Annotated in this window: 17 protein-coding genes; 13 read left to right on the top strand and 4 right to left on the bottom strand. The window is 69.3% G+C overall.

What is annotated here, in order from left to right; all coding sequences use genetic code 11:
* Positions 1–214: 214 nt before the first annotated feature.
* The 6 genes from OHA99_RS09675 (at position 215) to OHA99_RS09650 (ending at position 5,751) form a co-directional block, all read left to right on the top strand.
* A complete protein-coding gene (locus tag OHA99_RS09675; protein WP_153177675.1) occupies positions 215–832 on the top strand; it encodes a hypothetical protein in 618 nt (205 codons plus the stop codon).
* A 657-nt stretch (positions 833–1,489) separates the two neighbouring features.
* Complete coding sequence (locus OHA99_RS09670) at positions 1,490–1,939, top strand: hypothetical protein (RefSeq protein WP_405695346.1); 450 nt, start codon at positions 1,490–1,492, stop codon at positions 1,937–1,939.
* 3 nt (positions 1,940–1,942) lie between these two features.
* On the top strand, positions 1,943–3,634 hold the full coding sequence (locus OHA99_RS09665; protein WP_405695344.1) for a WXG100 family type VII secretion target: 1,692 nt from the start codon (positions 1,943–1,945) through the stop codon (positions 3,632–3,634).
* A 54-nt stretch (positions 3,635–3,688) separates the two neighbouring features.
* Complete coding sequence (locus OHA99_RS09660; RefSeq protein WP_381501940.1) at positions 3,689–4,942, top strand: S8 family serine peptidase; 1,254 nt, start codon at positions 3,689–3,691, stop codon at positions 4,940–4,942.
* A 52-nt stretch (positions 4,943–4,994) separates the two neighbouring features.
* Positions 4,995–5,348 carry a WXG100 family type VII secretion target gene (locus tag OHA99_RS09655; RefSeq protein ID WP_086014255.1) on the top strand — a complete coding sequence of 118 codons (354 nt, stop codon included), beginning with the start codon at positions 4,995–4,997 and terminating at the stop codon, positions 5,346–5,348.
* 103 nt (positions 5,349–5,451) lie between these two features.
* A complete protein-coding gene (locus OHA99_RS09650; RefSeq protein ID WP_153177671.1) occupies positions 5,452–5,751 on the top strand; it encodes a WXG100 family type VII secretion target in 300 nt (99 codons plus the stop codon).
* A gap of 151 nt (positions 5,752–5,902) precedes the next feature.
* On the opposite strand, the gene eccCa is transcribed toward OHA99_RS09650, so the two are convergent.
* Positions 5,903–9,877, bottom strand: a complete 3,975-nt coding sequence (gene eccCa / locus OHA99_RS09645; protein ID WP_405695342.1) for a type VII secretion protein EccCa — start codon at positions 9,875–9,877, stop codon at positions 5,903–5,905.
* A gap of 317 nt (positions 9,878–10,194) precedes the next feature.
* Here eccCa and eccD point away from each other — a divergent pair, with 317 nt between their 5' ends.
* Positions 10,195–11,712 (top strand): type VII secretion integral membrane protein EccD, encoded by a 1,518-nt coding sequence (gene eccD, locus OHA99_RS09640; protein WP_153181722.1) that lies wholly within the window; start codon positions 10,195–10,197, stop codon positions 11,710–11,712.
* A 166-nt stretch (positions 11,713–11,878) separates the two neighbouring features.
* Here eccD and OHA99_RS09635 read toward each other — a convergent pair whose 3' ends face one another.
* On the bottom strand, positions 11,879–12,175 hold the full coding sequence (locus OHA99_RS09635; protein ID WP_153177669.1) for a DUF397 domain-containing protein: 297 nt from the start codon (positions 12,173–12,175) through the stop codon (positions 11,879–11,881).
* A 175-nt stretch (positions 12,176–12,350) separates the two neighbouring features.
* On the opposite strand from OHA99_RS09635, the gene OHA99_RS09630 reads away from it, so the two are divergent.
* The 6 genes from OHA99_RS09630 (at position 12,351) to OHA99_RS09605 (ending at position 19,505) form a co-directional block, all read left to right on the top strand.
* On the top strand, positions 12,351–13,847 hold the full coding sequence (locus OHA99_RS09630; protein ID WP_366473860.1) for a PQQ-binding-like beta-propeller repeat protein: 1,497 nt from the start codon (positions 12,351–12,353) through the stop codon (positions 13,845–13,847).
* 173 nt (positions 13,848–14,020) lie between these two features.
* Positions 14,021–14,308: a 30S ribosomal protein S15 gene (gene rpsO / locus OHA99_RS09625; RefSeq protein ID WP_003973291.1), complete on the top strand. Its 288-nt coding sequence runs from the start codon at positions 14,021–14,023 to the stop codon at positions 14,306–14,308.
* 340 nt (positions 14,309–14,648) lie between these two features.
* Positions 14,649–16,868: a polyribonucleotide nucleotidyltransferase gene (locus OHA99_RS09620; RefSeq protein ID WP_153177667.1), complete on the top strand. Its 2,220-nt coding sequence runs from the start codon at positions 14,649–14,651 to the stop codon at positions 16,866–16,868.
* Complete coding sequence (locus tag OHA99_RS09615; protein ID WP_164383011.1) at positions 16,865–18,244, top strand: pitrilysin family protein; 1,380 nt, start codon at positions 16,865–16,867, stop codon at positions 18,242–18,244. The genes OHA99_RS09620 and OHA99_RS09615 overlap by 4 nt, the downstream gene beginning before the upstream one ends.
* Before the next feature lie 39 nt (positions 18,245–18,283).
* Positions 18,284–19,036 (top strand): 4-hydroxy-tetrahydrodipicolinate reductase, encoded by a 753-nt coding sequence (gene dapB / locus OHA99_RS09610; protein ID WP_153177666.1) that lies wholly within the window; start codon positions 18,284–18,286, stop codon positions 19,034–19,036.
* Positions 19,037–19,049: 13 nt separating this feature from the next.
* A complete protein-coding gene (locus OHA99_RS09605; RefSeq protein WP_153177665.1) occupies positions 19,050–19,505 on the top strand; it encodes a hypothetical protein in 456 nt (151 codons plus the stop codon).
* A gap of 78 nt (positions 19,506–19,583) precedes the next feature.
* Here OHA99_RS09605 and OHA99_RS09600 read toward each other — a convergent pair whose 3' ends face one another.
* Together OHA99_RS09600 and OHA99_RS09595 are read right to left on the bottom strand one after the other, a co-directional pair.
* On the bottom strand, positions 19,584–20,135 hold the full coding sequence (locus OHA99_RS09600; protein WP_405695337.1) for a hypothetical protein: 552 nt from the start codon (positions 20,133–20,135) through the stop codon (positions 19,584–19,586).
* Between the two features lie 116 nt (positions 20,136–20,251).
* Complete coding sequence (locus tag OHA99_RS09595) at positions 20,252–20,491, bottom strand: hypothetical protein (protein WP_007387840.1); 240 nt, start codon at positions 20,489–20,491, stop codon at positions 20,252–20,254.
* Positions 20,492–20,574: the final 83 nt, after the last annotated feature.

Genomic DNA, 20,574 nt, shown 5'->3' with positions numbered 1-20,574 from the left:
CTTCCCCGTGTGCAGGACCGTCGACGCCCCGCGGATCGGAGGGCGCCGTGCGGTGACCGGACTGCGCCATAACCTAGCAACGGCTGGGCGAGGGGGCGTAGGTCCCGGGGTCAGCGGCGGACGTGCGAGCCTTCGCCGATGGCTCTCGGAGGGGACTCCTGACCATGACGCAACCCCGAGCCCGGCGACAATGTTGGAGAAGGGCAGGCCTCACGTGTCGGAACTGACAGGGCTGACGATCTTCCTGTTCGTGCTCGCTGCCTTGCTGGTCCTCATGGCCTGCATCAAGGCGGACCGCGTACGTTCCTGGCGCGAGTCGCTGAACCCCTCCGCTCCTGATCTCCCGGACGCGGCCTTCGTGGTCGGGCGAGCCGTCCTGATCGTCATGGCCGTCGTCTGTGTCGTCGTCGGTTTCCAGGGGCTGGCCGTGCAGGACGACGCGGAGTGGAGCGACGACGAACTGACGAGCGCGGTCGAGGGCGCGACTCAAGCCCTGGACGGCAGTTTCGACTACGGAGACTCCCTGGAGGGCGAGGCCCCGGCCGACTTCGACGGTGACTACGCCAGGAAGATCGAGCAGGAAGTCATCGAGCATGGTGGCGGGGACGCGCCGCAACTGGGCGTGGCCGCCACATCGCTCGGCCCGGCGGTGTCCGACCAGGGCGAGTACCGCATCTCAGCCGACGGGGCCGACGCGGTCTTCTGCATGGACGTCAAGCGTACGCACGACGGGTACATCGAGACCGTGGCGCCCGGACTCTCCGGTGACGCGGCGGTGGTGAAGCTGCCGAAGTACACGTTCGCCGTATCGAGCAGAGCAGGTGATTGCTGAGACGTCCCGGTCACCGTCCCCCGAGCCGCTCACGCAGGTTGTACGCCATGTTGCCGAGCTTCCCCAGCTCGTGGTTGTGGACGACGAGGCCCGAGGAGCCACGGCCCCGCCACGTCCAGGCTCCGCCGGACGCTGACTGAGCTCCACGTGCGCCGACTGTCCCTCGGCGGCGGAGGACTTGAGTTGTCCCCACCCTTCCCCGGCTACTCGGTCGTACCTTCCCCTCCAGGGCTGCGACTGTCCGGTGGCTGAGGTAGTGGGGAGCCTGGTGGCATCGCACCTTGTAGGTGCGGTCGGCTCCGGAAGTGAGTACGCGTACTCATGGCACTTCCGTGACGCAATGGCCAGGCTTGGCGCAGGCGCTCTGCTCGTGCAGTTGGGTCGGAGGTACGTTCCCCGACGGGGAAGCGTGTCCGATGAACTCGTGGCGGGCTGCTGCTCGACAGTCGGGCCGGCGGGAAACGGCGGGGTTCGACGCCTGAATAGTAGAACTTGCAACCATTACTTCATTGCAACAAGGCCGGCACGAATGGCGGTTGGGTTCGGACTACCCGGCGACTACAGTGACGAAGCCTTGAGGTTACGATCAGTTGTGGGCGCGAGCCGTTCCGTCTGGCTCGGCCGATGGGTGTACGGGGGAGCGGGGGAGGTAGCAGCATGCTTCCGGCTGAAATGGTGGGAGGGGTGTCCGCCGGCAGGGCGGCCAACCTGGAGGTCACTGGCGAGGCACTGTCGACGTTCGTGAAGCGGGTGGACAGCGCGCTTCGCAATCTCGAAGGGTCGGCGGGCGACCCGACGCACATCGGCGCACAGAGGATCAAGCCCTCTTCACTCAACAGCGGCAGCACGGCCGCCTTCCCTGAGGCCCACGCGTTGTATCTGCAGTACAACCGGGTCCACGAAGAGCTCACCAGCCTCTCCAGGACGCTGCACCTTCAGATCGAGGCCATCGGCATCGCCGTCAGGGGCGCGCACGTGGGCTTCGACAACCTCGAAGAGGAACAGCGCCGCCGCTTCGCGCAGATCCAGACGGAGATCAGAAAGATCGAGGGCGCCAAGGGCGAAGCTCTGCACAGCAATCAGGCGGCTACCAGCGGGAGTCTCTAAGCGATGTCCGACAAGCATCATGAGGCGGACTACGACCGAGTCTCTCAGCAGAACGCCGCTGCGGATCTGACCCGAGGCCTGGAAGAGCGCCCCTCGTTCAGGCTTTTCGGCGGCATGCTGAAGTCGGCTGTCGAATCGACGCCGCTGGGCTCGGCCATGAAGGGCCGAACAAACTTCGAGAACCACGACCTCAACGAGATGCTCGAGCTCGTGGAACAGACGAATCCGGAAGATCTGGAGAGCTCTGGCAAAGCACTGTGGGATGCACGAGACGCCATCAAGGAGGCCGCCAAGGAGCTGGACGGTCACATCGGTAACGTCCATTGGGTGGGCGAGGCGGGCGAAGCGTTTCGCAAGTGGGGGCGCTCTCTCGTCACCAGCACGCACGCCCTGAGTACCTTTGCCGGCGGGGCAGGAGACCAGATCACCGCTGCTGCTGTGGGCTTGGCGAATGTGCGCACGGCCATGCCGGAACGTGATACGAGGCCGACGAGCAAGGCGCTGCGCCCCGAGCAGATTCCGACGCCTATGCAGGTCGATGGCAACAGCGAGTACGCAGCAGCGGTCCGTGTCGAGAAAAACCGCCAAGAGGCGATCAACCAGATGAACCGGTTGTCGTCCTACTACGCCGTGTCGGAGGAGATGCTGGCGGGGCTGGAACCGCCGACGTTCAAGGCTATGCCGGATGTGGGAGTTCCGAAGCCTCGAGTCGCGCGCCGCGTCGGCGTGCCGACCGATCCTCCGCCGCGTCGCATCCAGGGAAGCGAGAGCGGGAACTTCTCAGACGGTCATTCGACGTCGGTCATGGAGGGCCGGACTCAGCCGCATGCAGCGGACGGTTCAGTCATTTCAACTACGGGCATCACACGGCAGAATGTTTACACTGATGTTCCTGTCGGGACGAACATCGACAGTGTCGGCACGCCGACGCTTCCCACGTCTCCCGTTTCCGGTCACACGTTGCCGACCACGCTGCCCCAGAGCGACGGTGGTGGACCTACTGGGCCGTTCGGTCCGGGTTTCGGCACTCCGCTGCCCCGTGGCGGCCCCGGCCGGACCGATGGTGGAACCGGCCGTACCAAGGCACCGTTTTCCGCTCAGGGGCGTGTGACTCCTCCCAGTGCGGGTGGGGGCCCGGGTCCGGGACGTCCTGGCAACCAGGGTCCCTATCAGGTGGGACGTCCGACGCCTGCTGGGCAGCAGCCGGGAGCTAAGGGGATCACGTCAGGAGCCAAGCCCTCCCCCATGGGGCACGGGGTGAGCGGCGGTACACCACGTCCCAATCCCACGATGACGCCGAGACCGGCGGGTGGCCCGGTCACTGGAGCCGGCCGGACCGGTGGTGTGGTTGGCGGTCGGCCAGCGAGCACTATAGGCGTAGCGGGACGAAGTGGTCCGAAGCTCCCCCGCGGCACGGTCGTCGGGGCCGACGCCGAGTCTCAGTCGGGCAAGGGCCGCTCCGCGGCGAAGCCCGGTATCACCGGTGTGCCTGCGGGGTCGAGGTCTGCCGCCCGCGCCGAACGGAACGGCATGACCCGTGGTGGTGCGGGGCTCGTACGCGGTCCCGGCGGACGTGGGCGCGGTCGTGACGAACGCAGGGAGGAAGGCACGGAGCGCCCCGACTACCTGGTCGAGGACGAAGAGACACACCTGCCTACGAATCCGCGGCGCGATGTGCCGCCGGTTGTCAACTGAGCGCGAGCGAGGACTCACCCCATCATGAAGTCAGCAACACGCCGAGGGCTGCGAGTGCGCGTAGCGGGCTCTGTCGCGAGCGCCCTGATCGTCGTCGGCGTGAGCTTTGCTCCTGGTGCCACTGCGGCCGACGTGCAGTCGGAGCAGTGGTACCTGGGGCCGATGCAGGCCGAGAAGATGTGGAAGACCAGCACGGGGGAGGGTATCAAGGTCGCCGTGATCGACACTGGCGTGAACCCCGACACGCCTTCCCTCAGAGGCCGGGTCCTCGCCGGCGAAGTGCCGAAGCAAGTTGCGTACGGTGCCACGGACGATGATGTTGGCCATGGGACGACCATGGCAGAGTTGATCGCTGGTAGCGGCGCGGACGGGCGACTCCAAGGCCTGGCGCCTGATGCGCAAATTGTGCCGTACAAAGCGGCATTGGGAGACTCGCCCAGCGCCAAGGATGATGAATTGGCACCCACTTTGCAGGAAGCGATCAGGGCCGCTGCGGACACCGACGTGCGCATCATCAGCATGTCCGTCGGAAACGAGTTCTACGGGGCAGGAGAAGCAGCAGCGGTAAGGTATGCCGCATCCAAGGGAAAAATTCTGATCGCGAGCGTCGGCAACAGTGGCCAGGACAGTGGCTACATCGAATATCCAGCGGCGTACGAATACGTTATTGGTGTGTCGTCGATCGACGAGAACAGTCGCATCTCGGACTTCGGTCAGTCGGGTGGCCAGGTCGACTTGGTGGCGCCGGGTGAAGGCCTGCCCGCCTATTGCAATGGGAACTTCCACGCGTACTGCCACAACCTCAACGGTACCAGTTTCAGCACCGCCATCACCTCCGCCGCAGCCGCCCTCATCTGGTCCGCGCACCCGGACTGGACGGCGAACCAGGTCACCCGCTCCCTGATCGACACGGCCGGTCGCAAGTGGCCCAAGGACAAGCCGACCTCGACCGCCGGCTACGGAACCATCCGGCCTCGGTCGGTGCTGGCGAACCCGGACTACGACCCCGGCGAGCCGTACTCCGACCCGCTCCGGAAGGAGAACACGCAGGAGGGGGAGAAGCTGGTCACGGAGATTCCGCCGGCGTCCGCCTCCGCCAAGCCGTCCGCGGGGACAACAGCCACGTCACAAGGTGCGGAAGGGGCTCCCAAGGACAAGCAGGCGGCTGCAGGATCGGCTGATGCGAAGGACGTGGCGGCAGACGCGTCGAGCGACAGCAGCACGCTGTGGATCGCGCTCGCCGCCGCCGCCGTGGTCGTGATCGGAGGCGGTGCCTTCGCCGTACTGCGGGCGAGGCGCGCGAACTGACACCGGCGTCGTCGGTGTCGTAACGAAGAAGGAACAGGGAAGGCAGGGGCGGATCGTGGCCGACCAGAAGCTCGAAGACCTAGCAGTAGACAAGCTGCAGAAGGACATCTACGAGAAGTTCGAGAACATCCGCAAGCGGGTGCACAATCTGCAGGGCGTGATCGACACTCTCGAGACTGGTGGTCAGTGGCAGGGCGTCGGCCGTGCCGCGTTCGACAAGAAGCAGCTCGAGATCAACATGTCGCTGCAGAACATGGGCCGCATCCTCGCGGACGTCGTGGACGGGATCACCGCGACGCGCAAGATCAAGGACAGCAAGGAAGACGAAGTCCTTGCCGCCGTGAACAAGATCGACGTCTACGAAGGTGCTGCCTCGCTTCGGTCGTCGCCCCTCAGCTCGTTCTGAGAGGAACGGCCACTAGGGCGCCGAAGCACTGTTTGGGCACCAATCGGGATGCAGACATCAGCTACAGCCGGAGCATCTCCGGAACGAAACGAGGTAGGCAGAGATGGGGCGTAACGCCGACGGTCTGGCGGTAACGTACGACGGACTCGACTTCGCGGCGACGAACCTCGCCAACGAGGCGAAGCTCCTCGACGAGGACATTCAGCATCTCACCAAGCTGGTGCAGGACTGCCAGCAGTACTGGGAGGGCAAGGCCCACGGCGCCTTCAACGTCAAGCTGACGGCCTGGCGCACGGAGACCACCGCCATTCACGAGGCCCTCATGGGCATCGGACATGTCGTCGGCACCTCCGGTGGTACGTACATGGAGGGCGACCTGGCGGCGTCCAAGTACCTGCAGTAGACGTAAGTGTGGCGGTGAAGCGGTAAGACCGTAGCCGTAGCGGTCCGAGCCGCCGCGGCAACGAGGGTGGGCGTGCGCGGGAGACGCCCACCCTCTGTCGCGTTCGGGGCAGTTCAACCTGAGGCGGTTCCCCGAGCCGACCGCAGCCGGCTCACCGCTCGCCGTCGCCCTCCATCAATCCCACCTGAACCAACGGCTTCCCCCGCCGCCGCGACACGAACACGCCCCGGCCCGCCGGCATCGGACGCGGCCGCACCCCGCCCAGCAGGTCGCCCTCGGCCGGGTCGCCGCCGAGGACGACGCCCTGGGCGCCGAGTTCCTTGAGGCGCTGCGTGAAGGCCTCGTAGCCGGCGCGGCCCGCGCCCGCGGTCGAGCGGGCGATGATGAAGCGCACGCCGACGTCGCGGGCGAAGGGCAGGAGCTCGGTGAGGTGGGCCAGCGGGTTGCCGCTGGACGTGGCGACCAGGTCGAAGTCGTCGATGATGATGTACACCGTCGGCCCCTGCCACCAACTGCGGTCGCGCAACTGCTCCGGCGTGACGTCGGCGGTCGGCGTGCGGCGCTGCATCAGCTCGGCCAGCGCGTCCATGTGATGTTGCATCTGGTTCGACATGGGCACGTACTCGGCCAGGTGCGACGGCGGGGTGACGCCCAGCAGCGTACGGCGGTTGTCGATGACGAACAGCTTGCAGGAGTCGCCGTCGTAGCGCTCGGAGAGCCGCCGGATGAGGAGCTTCAGCAGGTTCGACTTGCCGGACTCGCTCTCGCCGAAGATGAGGAAGAACGGGTCCTGCTCGAAGTCGACGAACACCGGTTCCAGGTTGTCCTCGTCGAGTGCGAAGGACACCCCACGTCGCGGGAACCGGTCCCCCGGGGGGAGCTGGTGCGCCGGGAACTCGCGCGGCAGCAGCCGTACCGCGGGCGCGCCCGGCTGCTGCCAGTGCCGCGTGACCTCGGTTCCGAGTGCCTGTGTGGCCTCGGCGAGGTCCGTGTCGGAGGAGAGCCCGTCGATGCGCGGGACCGCCGCCATGAAGTGCTGCTTCTGCGGCGTCTGGCCGCGACCGGGTACGCCCGTCGGCACGTTCGCCGCGACCTTGCGGTCGAACTCCGAGTCCATGGTGTCCCCGAGCCGCAGTTCGAGGCGGTTCATCAGGTGGTCCTTGAGGTTGCTGCGGACCTCCATGGAGCGGGACGCGGTGAGGATCACGTGGACGCCATAGCCGAGGCCGCGTGCCGCGATGTCCAGGACCAGCGGCTCCAGGCCGTCGTAGTCCGTGCGGAAGTTCCCCCAGCCGTCGATGACGAGGAAGACGTCGCCCCACGGCTGGTCGGTCACCGAGATGTCCCCTCGCGCGCGGCGGGCGCGGAACTCCGCGATCGAGGAGATGCCGGCCGTGCGGAAGTACTCCTCGCGGCGGGTCAGCACGCCGTAGACCTCGGCCGTCGTACGTCGTACCTTCTCGGGGTCGAGACGTGAGGCCACGCCTCCGACGTGGGGCAGACCGGCCACCGCCGACAGACCGCCACCACCGAAGTCCAGTCCGTAGAACTGCACTTCGTGCGGAGTGTGCGTGAGCGCGAAGGACGCGACGATCGCGCGCAGCAGCGTCGACTTGCCGGACTGCGGGCCGCCCAGGATCTGCATGTGACCGGCCGCACCGCCGAAGTTCAACCAGAGCGGGTCCCGGCGCTGCTCGTACGGCTTGTCGACGATGCCGGCGGGCACGACGAGCTGCCCCGCGCCCTCGTACCCGGGCTGGGTCAGCCCGCGCCCCGCCACCTGGGCGAGACCGGGCAGGAGCGTGTCGAGCGAGGGCGGGCTGTCCAGCGGCGGCAGCCACACCTGGTGGGCCGCCGGACCCTGCGCCTCCAGGCGCCGGACGACGACGTCGAGCACGGTGTCGGCGAGGGCGTCGCCCGTCTCGTCCGGAGTCTCCTCGCGCTGCGGCGGCACCGCCAGGTACCGCACCGGGACCTCGGCGGCGGTGAACAGGACGGGACGCCGGTCGACCGGTCGAGGACCGCCGGGTGCCGCCGCCTGCTGAGCAGTCGTGCGGTACACGCCCGAGACGTACGCGGCCTTGAAGCGCACCATTTCGTCCGTACCGAACTTCAGGAAGCCGGAACCGGGGACGTTCGGCAGTTCGTAGGCGTCCGGGACACCGAGAGCGGACCGGGACTCCGCCGCGGAGAAGGTGCGCAGACCGATGCGGTACGACAGGTAGGTCTCCAGGCCGCGCAGGCGGCCTTCCTCCAGGCGCTGCGAAGCGAGCAGCAGGTGGACACCCAAGGACCGGCCGATACGGCCGATCTGGACGAACATCTCGATGAAGTCCGGCTTCGCCGTGAGCAGCTCGCTGAACTCGTCGATGACGAGGACGAGGGAGGGGATGGGCTGCAGCGCGGCGCCGGCCGCGCGGGCCTTCTCGTAGTCGTGGATGTTGGCGTAGTTGCCCGCGTCCCGGAGCATCTCCTGGCGGCGGTTGAGCTCGCCGCGGATGGAGTCGCCCATCCGGTCGACCAGGGTCAGGTCGTCGGCGAGGTTGGTGATCACGGCTGCCACGTGCGGCAGTTGCGCCATGCCGGCGAAGGTCGCGCCGCCCTTGAAGTCGGCGAGTACGAAGTTGAGGGTCTCGGAGGAGTGGGTCACCGCCAGGCCGAGGACCAGGGTGCGCAGCAGCTCCGACTTGCCGGAACCGGTCGCGCCCACGCACAGGCCGTGCGGACCCATGCCCTCCTGCGCCGCTTCCTTGAGGTCGAGCATCACGGGCCGGCCGTCCTCGCCGACGCCGATCGGTACCCTGAGCCGTTCGGACTGGGAGCGGGGCCGCCAGGTCCGACGTGGATCGACGGATGCGGCGTCGCCGAGGTTGAGGAGGTCGGTGAACTCCAGGTTGGCGAGCAACGGCTCGTCGTCGTCACCGCCCGTGCCCGCGCGCAACGGCGCGAGCTGCCTCGCCACGGCCTCCGCGCTCTCCTGGGACAGCACGTCGGGGGTGCCCTCGTAGACCGCTCCGTGGACGGCCTCCAGGCGGAGTTCGTCCGGCTGTACGACGACCGAGAGGTCTCCGCGTCCGGTGGTGAGGGTGCCGGGGACCAGCTCGAGGACCGTCACCCCCTGCAGGCCCTCGGGGCTCGCCAGCAGCGACGTCGGTGGCAGGGAGACCCCGTCGAGGACGATGACCAGGTGAGGCTGGTCGGGCACCGGTCGGCCCTGCGGATGGAACCGGGGGCGGCCTTCGAGACGCGCGCCGAGCAGCTCTTCCAGCGCGGTCGGATCGGCCGTCATCAGACGCCGGGAGCCCGCGCCGTCCGCCTCGCCCCCCGCCTGAGCGTGCGGGAGCCACTTGGCCCACTCCCATTCCACCGCCGCCTCCTGCCCCGTGGCGACCGCGATCACCAGGTCCTCGGGGGAGTGCAGCGCGGCGAGTGAAGCAGTGACGGCCCGCGCCGTGCCGCGCACGGTGACCGGCTCGCCGCTGATCGTCAGGTGGTAGAACGCCCGCAGAGAGACCGCCATCGGGAGGTGCTCGAGGGTGCTGTGTGTGGCGAGGAAGCGGTGCATGGCACCGGCGGTCAGCGGTTCCAGCTCGTCCACCGGAGCGGTCTCCGGGGGTACCAGGGGAGTGGCCAGGGCCTGCGGGCCGAGACCCACGCGCACCTGGGCGAAGTCCTCGTCGCCCGTGCGCCGCTCCCAGAGCCGGCTGCCCTCGGCGACCAGCGCCCACAGCTGGTCCGGCGAAGGATGCAGGTAGTACTGCGCGTCACGCTGGGCCTTCGCCGTCTCGTGGGCGGTGCGTCTGGTCTGCGACAGATAGCGGAGATAGTCCCTGCGCGTGTCGGCCATCTGGCCCTGGTTGCCGCGACGGTAACGCACCAGCATCGCGATGCCCATGGCGATCGTGGACGCGATCATCACCATGCCCATGATCTTCATGATGGGCTGGGCCGAGGGGTTGAAGAAGAACACCACGGATCCCCCCATGCCGAGCATGGGCAGGAGTTGCATCCACGCGCCCTCCTGCTGTCCGCGCGGCAGCTCCGGCGGCGACTGCAGGTGGACCTCCTCCGTGGGCACGTTCTTCGGCAGCGCCCGAGGCGGACGCTTGACGACGATGTGGCTCACTCCGCACCAATTCCCTTGCCGGCCCGAACTGTTCCGTCCACCGTCCGTCTACCGGTGCACGTCGATCGCGAAGAGCGATCCTACTGACACACACGGACAACAGTGGGCGGTAGGGTGCCTGTGCGACGCGTGAGCAGTTGCGAACCTGCCCGGGGAGAAGGGAATCCCACAGGGAGAGCAACGCCGCGTACGAGCGGCCCCCGAGCCCCGCAGCGGTGAAGGGGGCGACGGAACAACCGAGCAGGATCGTTGCCAAGAGGCGGGGCGTCGGCGCCGCACCTTGCCGACATCACCTATGAGGGGGACAACGGGTGAGCATGACGGCCTCCGCGCCGACCGGCGCGACGGGCGGAACACGCACCGGTGCCGGAAGCGCTGCCGCAGCGGGCTCGGGACTCGGCTTCTGCCGAGTCACGATCGTGGCCCCCGACAGCCGTATCGACGTGGCCCTGCCCGACGACGTGCCGGTCGCCGACCTCTACCCCGAGATCCTGCGGTTCTCCCGGCAGAGCCCCGCCGAGGGCGCGCCCGTCGGGTACCACCTCGTACGCCGTGACGGCACCGTCCTCGACAGCGCCCGCTCCTTCGCGGCGCAGCGCATCCTGGACGGCGAGCTGCTCACTCTGCGTCCGTTCGCCGACTCGCTGCCCCCGGCCGTGTTCGACGACGTGTCGGAGGCGGTCGCGTCGGCCGTCGTCCACGACCGCACGCTGTGGGACGGTGCGCTCACCCGCGCGGCGTGTCTGGCCGCGGCGGGAGTCTTCCCGGTGCTGCTGGCGTTCGTGGCCTGGAGTTCCCAGGTCCGCCATGACATGCACGGTCTCCAGGGCATCCTCGCCGCCGTTGCCGGAGTCCTGCTCGTCATCTTCTCCTGCGTCCGAGCGCGCATCTACCGGGACCGGGGCTCCGCTCTGGCCCTCGGCCTGGGTGGACTCGCGAACGTGGCTGTCGCGGGTTCCGGACTGGTTCCGCTCGCCGAGGGGCATGGCATCGGGAGGCTCCAGTTCCTCCTGGCGTGCGCGGCGGTCCTGGTCGCCTCCGTCGTGCTCACCCTGGTGTCACCGAGTGGCGACAGCGCCTTCGTCGCGTTCGTCTTCTCCTCCGCGATCGGTCTGCTCGCGACGTTCGTGGCGATGCTGACGCACCTGCAGCCGATGGAGACAGCCGCGGTCTGCGCGGTTCTCTCGGTGTGCGCGCTGGCGTTCCTGCCGGGTCTGTCCGTGCGCTTCGCGAGGCTCCCCCTCGGCTACGAACCGCCCAACCAACCGCGCGGCTCCTACGCGCCGGACGAGGCCGGTGTGCCGGAGCCCGTGGACGCCGAACGCGTGGCGGCCCAGGCCCGTCGCGGACACGAGCTTCTCGCGGGGCTGGTCGGCGGCTGCTCGCTGGTCTCCGTGGGCGCGTCGATCGTCCTCGGCTTCACGGGCAACGTGTGGGCGCAACTGCTGACGCTCGCCACGGGCATCGCGATGGCGATGCGGGCACAGTTGTTCCGCTACACCACTCAGGTCGCCGCCACGCTGGCCGCCGGCCTCATGTGCCTGGTCGCCCTCGGCCTGGGACTGGCCATGAACCCGCCGACGGAGTACTGGCACGACGCTCTCAAGGGCGACACCGCGGCCCTCGACATGCGCAGCGTGTGGCTGGTCGCGGCGGTGGGGGTGGCCGTGGCTCTGGTCACCGCGATCGGTCTGATCACTCCTCGGCGCGGTGTGACGCCCTTCTGGGGGCGCTTCATGGAGATCGCCGAGGTCTTCGTTCTCCTGACCTTGATTCCCCTGGCCCTCGCGGTCTTCGACGTCTATGCCTCGGCACGGTCGATGACGAGCGACTGAGGACGGGGCTCGCGCGGCGCCACGCAGCGGGGACCGGAGGGACAGGCCCGGGGTCAGGGACGAGCGGGCCGAGGAGCAAGGGGCCAGAACGGCCGGACACCCCCTGGGGCGCCCCGCGAGACGGTACGACGATCGGGCGGCATCGGCCTGCCGCCCGACCACAGTGTCACTCGGCGCCGTTCCCGCTCTCCTGGGGCGCCGGCTCCAGGTCGAACTCCCCGTCCCGCGCGCCGAGTACGAAGGCCCGCCACTCCGCCTCCGTGTACCGCAGCACGGTGTCCGGGTCGAGGGACGACCGCATGGCGACGGCGCCTTCCGGGAGGTAGGCGATCTCGACCCGCTCCTCATGGGCCTCGGTGCCGGGCGCGCTGTGCCATTCGACGCCGGAGATGTCGAGGGCGTAGAGCTCGTCCCGCTCCCGGTCCTTGCGTGCTCGGAGTTCCTTGTCCTCGGCATCGGCCATCGTGGCTCCGGTCCTCCCTGCTGTGCCAACGAACTGTGCGGCTACCCTACTTGCTGCCCACCTTCATGCCTCGCGGTTCGCGCACGTCTCACCAGGCAGGGAGTGATGATGCCGTCGACTTCTTGACATCTCGACTCCTCGAGACATCGACTCTCTTGTACGGAAGGCGTCCACTGTGAGCTTCGGGCCCCCGCCCACCCCCTACAACGCGCCCGCGCCGGACAGCCGTCCCGGTCCACCGCCGCGCTCCGGGCGCCGGAGGGCGGCCGTCGGTGCGGTCGCGGCGGTCACGCTCGTGGCCCTGGCGGCCGGGCTGTGGGCATTCGGTACGGGAGGGGCCGACGGGGACTCCGCGCCCGACGGACGTCCGGTGGCCGCCCATCAGGCCCCGGACGACATCAGGGAGACCGTGGAGACCCGGCCGCCGTCCGTGGAGGGCACCGCGGCCGTGTCGTACGAGGAGACCCTCCGTACCGTCGGACGGAACGTCTCGGCGATGGGCACCTGGGCCACGGACAAGGTCTTCGCCAAGAGCTTCGGCAACGAGATCAAGGGCTTCCGGCTCGGCGGCTCCGAAGCGTCGGAGATCGCCTGGCGCCTCACCCTCCCCGGCCCGCTCTGCGCGGTGACCCGGCACGTCAGCGTGGACGGCCGTACCGCCATCGCCTACGCCGGCGACGGTGAAGACGAAGGGGAAGGCGAAGGCTCGGGCGGCGGGCCGGACGCCGACCCGCTCACCCGCGTCTGCGACCGGCTCGCGGTGTTCGACATCGACACCGGCAAGAAGATGTGGGACACGAAGCTGGCCGGCGCGGGCTCCTCCCTGGCCGTCAACGTGACGATGACGGACGGCACCGTCGTCACCGCCTGGGGCCAGGGGTCGGCGGCGTACGAGCTGACCGGCGGAAAGAGGCTGTGGGCGGACACCGATCCGTCGGCGTGCACCGACAAGGGCTTCGCCGGTGGCCGTGACCTTCTCGCCCTCCTCTCCTGTGGCGACTCGGCCGATCCCGCCTACCGCGTCCAGAAGGTCGACCCGCGCACGGGCGACGCCGAGTGGACGTACCGGGTCGCCCGGGGTGTCCAAGGCGTCTACCTGGTCTCCAGCTCACCGGCCGTCCTCGCCGTGGCTGCGGGCGACGTCGTCGTCACCGACCTGATCTCCCTCGACGAGCGGGGCAAGCGCCGCGCCACCATCCGCCTGAACCGCGACCACCAGGTCCTCGACTGCGACCGGACCTTCACCGCCGTGGTCGAGAGTTGCGGCGCGATCGTCGTCGACGGCGAACGGTTGTACCTGTCGGAGGAGGACCACGTCGTCGCCTACGACCTGGCCACCGGCCGGACCGCCGGGAAGTTCGACGGGCCCGCCGGCGGTGAGGTGCACCCACTGAGGATGAGCGGGGAGCAGCTGATCGCCTACCGTCCGGGCCGGGGGCTGGGCCGCCCCGACGCGATCGTCGCCCTGGACCCCGATTCCGGCGAGGAGACCCTCCTGCTCCTGTTCGCCGGGGGAGCGGAGGTCAGCGCACTCGACGACCCCGCGCAGAACGACATCGTGTACGAGCACGGGCGCGTATTCTTCGGCGCGCGCACCGTCGTGGGCCCGTACAACGAGGGCGAGGTCGGCGGAGCCGACCAGGTCGCGGTGGGCATCGAAAGCGCCGGGTAAGTGGCGCGTCTCCCGACTGGTACCCTGTGTGACGGCCGCTTGTGTACGCGCCCCCGGAGCCCCGAGCCCCGGAGGTCGCGTCCGGCGGACCCTCGCCTTCCGAGTCGTGGAAGATCCCCCGAGACGTAGACCGGGGGCACTCGGTGGCCCGTCACAGACCAAGAGGAGTACGCGTGTCGCTCGACGCCGCAGTGAAGAAGCAGATCATCACCGAGTTCGGTACCAAGGAGGGCGACACCGGCTCCCCCGAGGTCCAGGTCGCTCTGCTGTCCCGTCGGATCTCCGACCTGACCGAGCACCTCAAGACCCACAAGCACGACCACCACTCCCGTCGTGGTCTGCTCATCCTGGTCGGCCAGCGTCGCCGGCTGCTGCAGTACCTCGCCAAGAAGGACATCCAGCGCTTCCGTGCGCTGGTCGAGCGCCTCGGCATCCGCCGCGGTGCGGCGGGCGCCCGCTAGGACGCCGTGAAGGGAGCGGTTCCCATCGTTCGGGGGCCGCTCCCTTTGCTGTACGTGCGCGCTGTCGCCGCCTCTTTGTAGTGTGGTAACAGAACACAGGACGCGCGACGCACCAGCACGACGCGTCAGTGCGCACGAACGAGTACGAACGAGTACGAACGAACCAAGGAGAAGCGGACCTCACGCCGCCGCCGGTCCTCGGTAGTGGCCCCCGGGGGCAGATCCCCGGGTGCTTCGATCGAAGACCGGCCCGCATTGCACGGAACGCTTCTCCGGCACCGTTCCCTCCGCCACACGGGCGGGGCGGGACAAAAGACGACAAGTATCGGAGAAATCACTAGTGGAGAACGAGACCCACTACGCCGAAGCCGTGATCGACAACGGCGCGTTCGGCACCCGCACCATCCGCTTCGAGACGGGCCGCCTGGCCCGTCAGGCCGCCGGTTCCGCCGTGGCGTACCTGGACGACGACACCATGGTGCTGTCGGCCACCAGCGCCTCGAAGAACCCGAAGGACCAGCTCGACTTCTTCCCGCTCACGGTGGACGTCGAGGAGCGGATGTACGCCGCCGGCAAGATCCCCGGCAGCTTCTTCCGCCGTGAGGGCCGGCCCTCCGAGGACGCGATCCTCACCTGCCGCCTGATCGACCGCCCGCTGCGCCCGTCCTTCAAGAAGGGCCTGCGCAACGAGATCCAGGTCGTCGCGACGATCATGGCCCTCAACCCCGACCACCTGTACGACGTCGTGGCGATCAACGCCGCCTCCGCGTCCACGCAGCTGGCCGGCCTGCCCTTCTCCGGCCCGATCGGCGGCGTCCGCGTCGCGCTGATCCGCGGCCAGTGGGTGGCCTTCCCGACGCACACCGAGCTCGAGGACGCCGTCTTCGACATGGTCGTCGCGGGCCGCGCCCTGGAGGACGGCGACGTCGCGATCATGATGGTCGAGGCCGAGGCCACCGAGAAGACCGTCAAGCTGGTCGAGGGCGGCGCCGAGGCGCCCACCGAGGAGGTCGTCGCCGCCGGTCTCGAGGCCGCGAAGCCCTTCATCAAGGTGCTCTGCCGCGCCCAGGCCGACCTCGCCGCCAAGGCCGCCAAGCCGACCGGCGAGTTCCCGATCTTCCTCGACTACCAGGACGACGTCCTGGAGGCGCTGACCGGCGCCGTCCGCCCCGAGCTGGCCCAGGCGCTCACCATCGCCGGCAAGCAGGACCGCGAGGCCGAGCTGGACCGCGTCAAGGGCATCGCCGCCGAGAAGCTCCTGCCGGAGTTCGAGGGCCGCGAGAAGGAGATCTCCGCCGCGTACCGCGCGCTGACCAAGTCCCTGGTCCGCGAGCGCGTCATCAAGGAGAAGAAGCGCATCGACGGCCGCGGTGTCACCGACATCCGCACCCTGGCCGCCGAGGTCGAGGCCATCCCGCGCGTGCACGGCTCGGCGCTGTTCGAGCGCGGTGAGACCCAGATCCTGGGCGTCACCACCCTGAACATGCTCCGCATGGAGCAGCAGCTGGACACCCTCTCCCCGGTGACCCGCAAGCGTTACATGCACAACTACAACTTCCCGCCCTACTCCGTCGGCGAGACCGGCCGCGTCGGCTCCCCGAAGCGCCGCGAGATCGGCCACGGCGCCCTCGCCGAGCGCGCCATCGTGCCGGTGCTGCCGACGCGCGAGGAGTTCCCCTACGCGATCCGCCAGGTGTCCGAGGCCCTCGGCTCCAACGGCTCGACGTCCATGGGCTCGGTCTGCGCCTCCACCATGTCGCTGCTGAACGCCGGTGTGCCGCTCAAGGCCCCCGTCGCCGGCATCGCCATGGGCCTGATCTCCCAGGAGAGCAACGGCGAGACGCACTACGTCGCCCTCACCGACATCCTCGGTGCGGAGGACGCCTTCGGCGACATGGACTTCAAGGTCGCCGGCACCAAGGAGTTCGTGACCGCCCTCCAGCTCGACACCAAGCTGGACGGCATCCCCGCCTCCGTCCTGGCCGCCGCGCTCAAGCAGGCCCGTGACGCCCGCCTCCACATCCTCGACGTGATGATGGAAGCGATCGACACGCCGGACGAGATGTCCCCGAACGCGCCGCGGATCATCACCGTGAAGATCCCCGTCGACAAGATCGGTGAGGTCATCGGCCCCAAGGGCAAGATGATCAACCAGATCCAGGAGGACACGGGCGCCGACATCACGATCGAGGACGACGGCACCATCTACATCGGTGCCGCCCAGGGTTCGCAGGCCGAGGCCGCCCGCGCCACGATCAACGGCATCGCCAACCCGACCATGCCCGAGGTCGGCGAGCGCTACCTGGGCACGGTCGTCAAGACGACCACCTTCGGTGCGTTCGTCTCCCTGCTGCCCGGCAAGGACGGTCTGCTGCACATCTCGCAGATCCGCAAGCTGGCCGGCGGCAAGCGCGTGGAGAACGTCGAGGACGTCCTCGGTGTGGGCCAGAAGGTCCAGGTCGAGATCGCCGAGATCGACTCCCGCGGCAAGCTCTCCCTGATCCCCGTGATCGAGGGCGAGGAAGGCAGCGACGACAAGAAGGACGACGCCGACAAGTGACGTCCCGTAGCGCCAAGGCGACGGCCCGCACCTCCTCGGAGGCGCGGGCCGTCGCCCGTACCCAAACCCTGATCAAGGGAGAGAACGGCATCGGCACGGTCCGCAAGACCACCCTCCCCGGCGGCCTGCGCATCGTCACCGAGACGCTCCCCTCGGTCCGCTCGGCGACCTTCGGCATCTGGGCGCACGTCGGCTCCCGCGACGAGACCCCGGCCCTGAACGGCGCCACCCACTACCTGGAGCACCTGCTCTTCAAGGGCACCCGCAAGCGCAGCGCCCTGGACATCTCCGCCGCCATCGACGCGGTCGGCGGCGAGATGAACGCGTTCACGGCGAAGGAGTACACGTGCTACTACGCGCGCGTGCTCGACACCGACCTGCCGCTCGCCATCGACGTCGTCTGCGACATGCTGACCGGCTCGCTGATCCAGGAGGAGGACGTCGACGTCGAGCGCGGCGCGATCCTCGAGGAGATCGCGATGACCGAGGACGACCCCGGCGACTGCGTGCACGACCTGTTCGCCCACACCATGTTCGGCGACAACGCGCTGGGCCGCCCCGTCCTCGGCACCGTCGACACGGTCAACGCCCTCACCGCCGACCGCATCCGCCGCTTCTACAAGAAGCACTACGACCCCACCCACCTCGTGGTCGCCGCGGCCGGCAACGTCGACCACAACAAGGTCGTACGCCAGGTCCGCGCCGCCTTCGAGAAGGCCGGCGCCCTCAGGAACCCGGGGGCCGAACCGCTCGCCCCGCGCGAGGGACGGCGCACCGTCCGTGCCGCCGGCCGCGTCGAGCTGATCGGCCGCAAGACCGAGCAGGCCCACGTCATCCTCGGCATGCCGGGCCTGGCCCGCACCGACGAGCGCCGCTGGGCGATGGGCGTACTCAACACCGCCCTCGGCGGCGGCATGTCCTCGCGCCTGTTCCAGGAGGTCCGGGAGAAGCGCGGGCTGGCCTACAGCGTGTACTCGTACACGTCCGGGTTCGCCGACTGCGGCCTGTTCGGCGTGTACGCGGGCTGCCGACCCTCCCAGGTACACGACGTGCTCAAGATCTGCCGCGACGAGCTGGACCACGTCGCCGAGCACGGCCTCACGGACGACGAGATCGGCCGCGCCGTCGGCCAGCTCCAGGGCTCCACGGTCCTCGGCCTCGAGGACACGGGCGCGCTGATGAACCGTATCGGCAAGAGCGAGCTGTGCTGGGGCGAGCAGATGTCGGTCGACGACATGCTGGCCCGGATAGCCTCGGTCACGCCGGACGACGTCCGTGCCGTCGCCCGCGACGTCCTGGGCCGCCGGCCGTCCCTGTCGGTCATCGGCCCGCTCAAGGACAAGCAGGCGGCCCGGCTGCACGACGCCGTCGCCTGACGGTCCCGTTGCGAAAAGTTCGAGAAGGAAGCATGTGACATGAGCAAGCTGCGCGTGGCCGTCCTCGGTGCCAAGGGCCGGATCGGTTCCGAGGCGGTCCGGGCGGTCGAGGCCGCCGAGGACATGGAGCTGGTCGCCGCCCTCGGCCGGGGCGACGGCCTGGAGGCGCTGGCCGAGTCCGGCGCCCAGGTCGCCGTCGAGCTGACCACCCCCGCCTCGGTGATGGACAACCTCGACTACTGCCTGCGCCACGGCATCCACGCCGTCGTCGGCACCACCGGCTGGACCGACGAGCGCCTCGCGCAGCTCAACGCGTGGCTCGACGCCTCCCCGGGCACCGGCGTGCTCATCGCGCCGAACTTCTCCATCGGCGCCGTGCTGACCATGAGGTTCGCGCAGATCGCCGCCCCGTACTTCGAGTCCGTCGAGGTCGTCGAACTGCACCACCCGAACAAGGTGGACGCCCCCAGCGGCACCGCCACCCGCACCGCCCAGCTGATCGCGGCGGCCCGGCAGAAGGCAGGCTCCGCACCGGCGCCCGACGCCACTGCCACCGCCCTGGACGGCGCCCGCGGCGCGGACGTGGACGGGGTCCCGGTGCACGCGATCCGGCTGCGCGGACTGCTCGCCCACCAGGAGGTCCTGCTGGGCGGCGAGGGCGAGACCCTCACCGTCCGGCACGACTCCCTGCACCACAGCAGCTTCATGCCGGGCATCCTGCTGGGCGCCCGCCGGGTGGTCACCACCCCGGGCCTCACCTTCGGCCTGGAACACTTCCTGGACCTGAACTGAGGCCCTCACCCTGATGCGCGCGAAGATCACCTACCTCGTCACGGCCGCCGTCCTGGTCTTCTACTTCCTCCTGGTCGGCAGCCGCGGCGTGCTGCTCATCAAGACCGGCACCCTGCTCACCGTCACCTTCGGCGTCGCGGTGCTGATCCTGCCGGTGATCGGCCTGTGGTTCCTGTGGAAGAACACCCAGTTCGTCCGCAGGGCCAACCAGCTCGCCGCCGAACTGGACGCCGAGGGCGGACTGCCCGTCGACGAGCTGAAGCGCACCCCCAGCGGCCGGGTCGACCGGGAGTCGGCCGACGCGGTCTTCGCCCTGCGCAGGGCCGAGACCGAGGACGCCCCCGGCGACTGGCGCAGCTGGTTCCGCCTCGCCGTCGCCTACCACGACGCCCGCGACACCCCGCGCGCCCGTAAGGCGATGCAGCGGGCGATCGCCCTGCACGACGGCAAGCAGGTCGAGGCCGCCTGAGCGGACCGCACGCCGGACGCCGGGGCCCGGACCGCACAGCTGCGGTCCGGGCCCCGGCGTCTCGGCTTGTCGGGCGCGTCAGTCCCGTCGGTACTCGGCGGCCCATGCCTCCACCGCGTCGGCCGCCCGGTTGAAGGCACCGTCGCGCGCGAGGAAGTCGGAGTTGTGCGTGGTCAGCAGCGGGGCCATGGGCTCGGCGGACCGGCCGTTGCGGACGAGCAGCAGCGCCTGCCCCTGCACCGTGCGCGGCAGTCCGAGCCAGCGCACCGGCTGCTGCACCGTGCGCACACTGGCCACCTGCTGCCAGGCCACCGTGCGCGTGGTGAGGAAGCCCACCTGACGCACCCCGTGCGCGCTCACCCACGCGCCCATGCGCAGGATCCGCAGGGCGCAGAGGATGACGACGACCGCGACGCCGAAGACCACCCCGGCGGAGGACACCCCGCCGGTCGCCGCGATGATGACCGCCGCGAACAGGACGAACGAGGCGAGCAGCAGCATCACCGCCGCCGTCCCCACGCGCCACGGCCCCGGCCGGTAGGGCCGGCGCCAGAGGTCGCGGTCGTCGTACGGCAGCGCGACGTCGGCCGTGTCAAAGGCGCGGTCGGCCGTCAGGAAGGGCAGGGGCACGGCTGGTCCTCACTCGTTCCATGGCAAGTGTTGTGCCCGGTGAGGCTACCGACCTGTGTCTGCCGTCACCACCCTCGGGGGTCCGGACGGAGTCCGACCGGCCGTCCTGTGCGCTCCTAGCGTCCCTCGGACGCCTGTGACGGCTGCTTGTGCGGGGAGGGCTGGTCGGCCGACAGGGCGGGCATCCCGATCACCAGGGAACCCACCAGACCGGCGACGACGGTGACGCCGAGGAGCCAGCGTCCGGCCAGCTGGCCGAAGGACGCCCGCTCGGGCGGCGGGGGTGTGACATTGCTGCGGAACCTGTCGGCCTCGGCGACGAAGGCGAACGGCACGGGTTCACGCCGGCGGATCATAGGGACTGCGTCTCCCTTCGGGGACTGGAATGAAGTGCTGTTACTCATACAGACGAACGAACGCCCCTCCAGGTGCCCTGTTT

Origin of the sequence: Streptomyces coelicoflavus, assembly GCF_045041415.1 — a bacterium.
GTDB classification, from domain to species: domain Bacteria; phylum Actinomycetota; class Actinomycetes; order Streptomycetales; family Streptomycetaceae; genus Streptomyces; species Streptomyces coelicoflavus.
The sequence above is the reverse complement of the archived record's forward strand: the minus strand, read 5'-3'. Positions and strand labels throughout refer to the sequence as shown.

What these genes read in the sequence shown, in the direction of transcription:
- dapB (WP_153177666.1), top strand. Translation starts at nt 18,284, where the DNA reads ATGAGCAAGCTGCGCGTGGCCGTCCTCGGTGCCAAGGGCCGGATCGGT.
- OHA99_RS09605 (WP_153177665.1), top strand. Translation starts at nt 19,050, where the DNA reads ATGCGCGCGAAGATCACCTACCTCGTCACGGCCGCCGTCCTGGTCTTC.
- OHA99_RS09665 (WP_405695344.1), top strand. Translation starts at nt 1,943, where the DNA reads ATGTCCGACAAGCATCATGAGGCGGACTACGACCGAGTCTCTCAGCAG.
- OHA99_RS09635 (WP_153177669.1), bottom strand. Translation starts at nt 12,175, where the DNA reads ATGGCCGATGCCGAGGACAAGGAACTCCGAGCACGCAAGGACCGGGAG.
- eccD (WP_153181722.1), top strand. Translation starts at nt 10,195, where the DNA reads ATGACGGCCTCCGCGCCGACCGGCGCGACGGGCGGAACACGCACCGGT.
- OHA99_RS09670 (WP_405695346.1), top strand. Translation starts at nt 1,490, where the DNA reads ATGCTTCCGGCTGAAATGGTGGGAGGGGTGTCCGCCGGCAGGGCGGCC.
- OHA99_RS09595 (WP_007387840.1), bottom strand. Translation starts at nt 20,491, where the DNA reads ATGATCCGCCGGCGTGAACCCGTGCCGTTCGCCTTCGTCGCCGAGGCC.
- OHA99_RS09650 (WP_153177671.1), top strand. Translation starts at nt 5,452, where the DNA reads ATGGGGCGTAACGCCGACGGTCTGGCGGTAACGTACGACGGACTCGAC.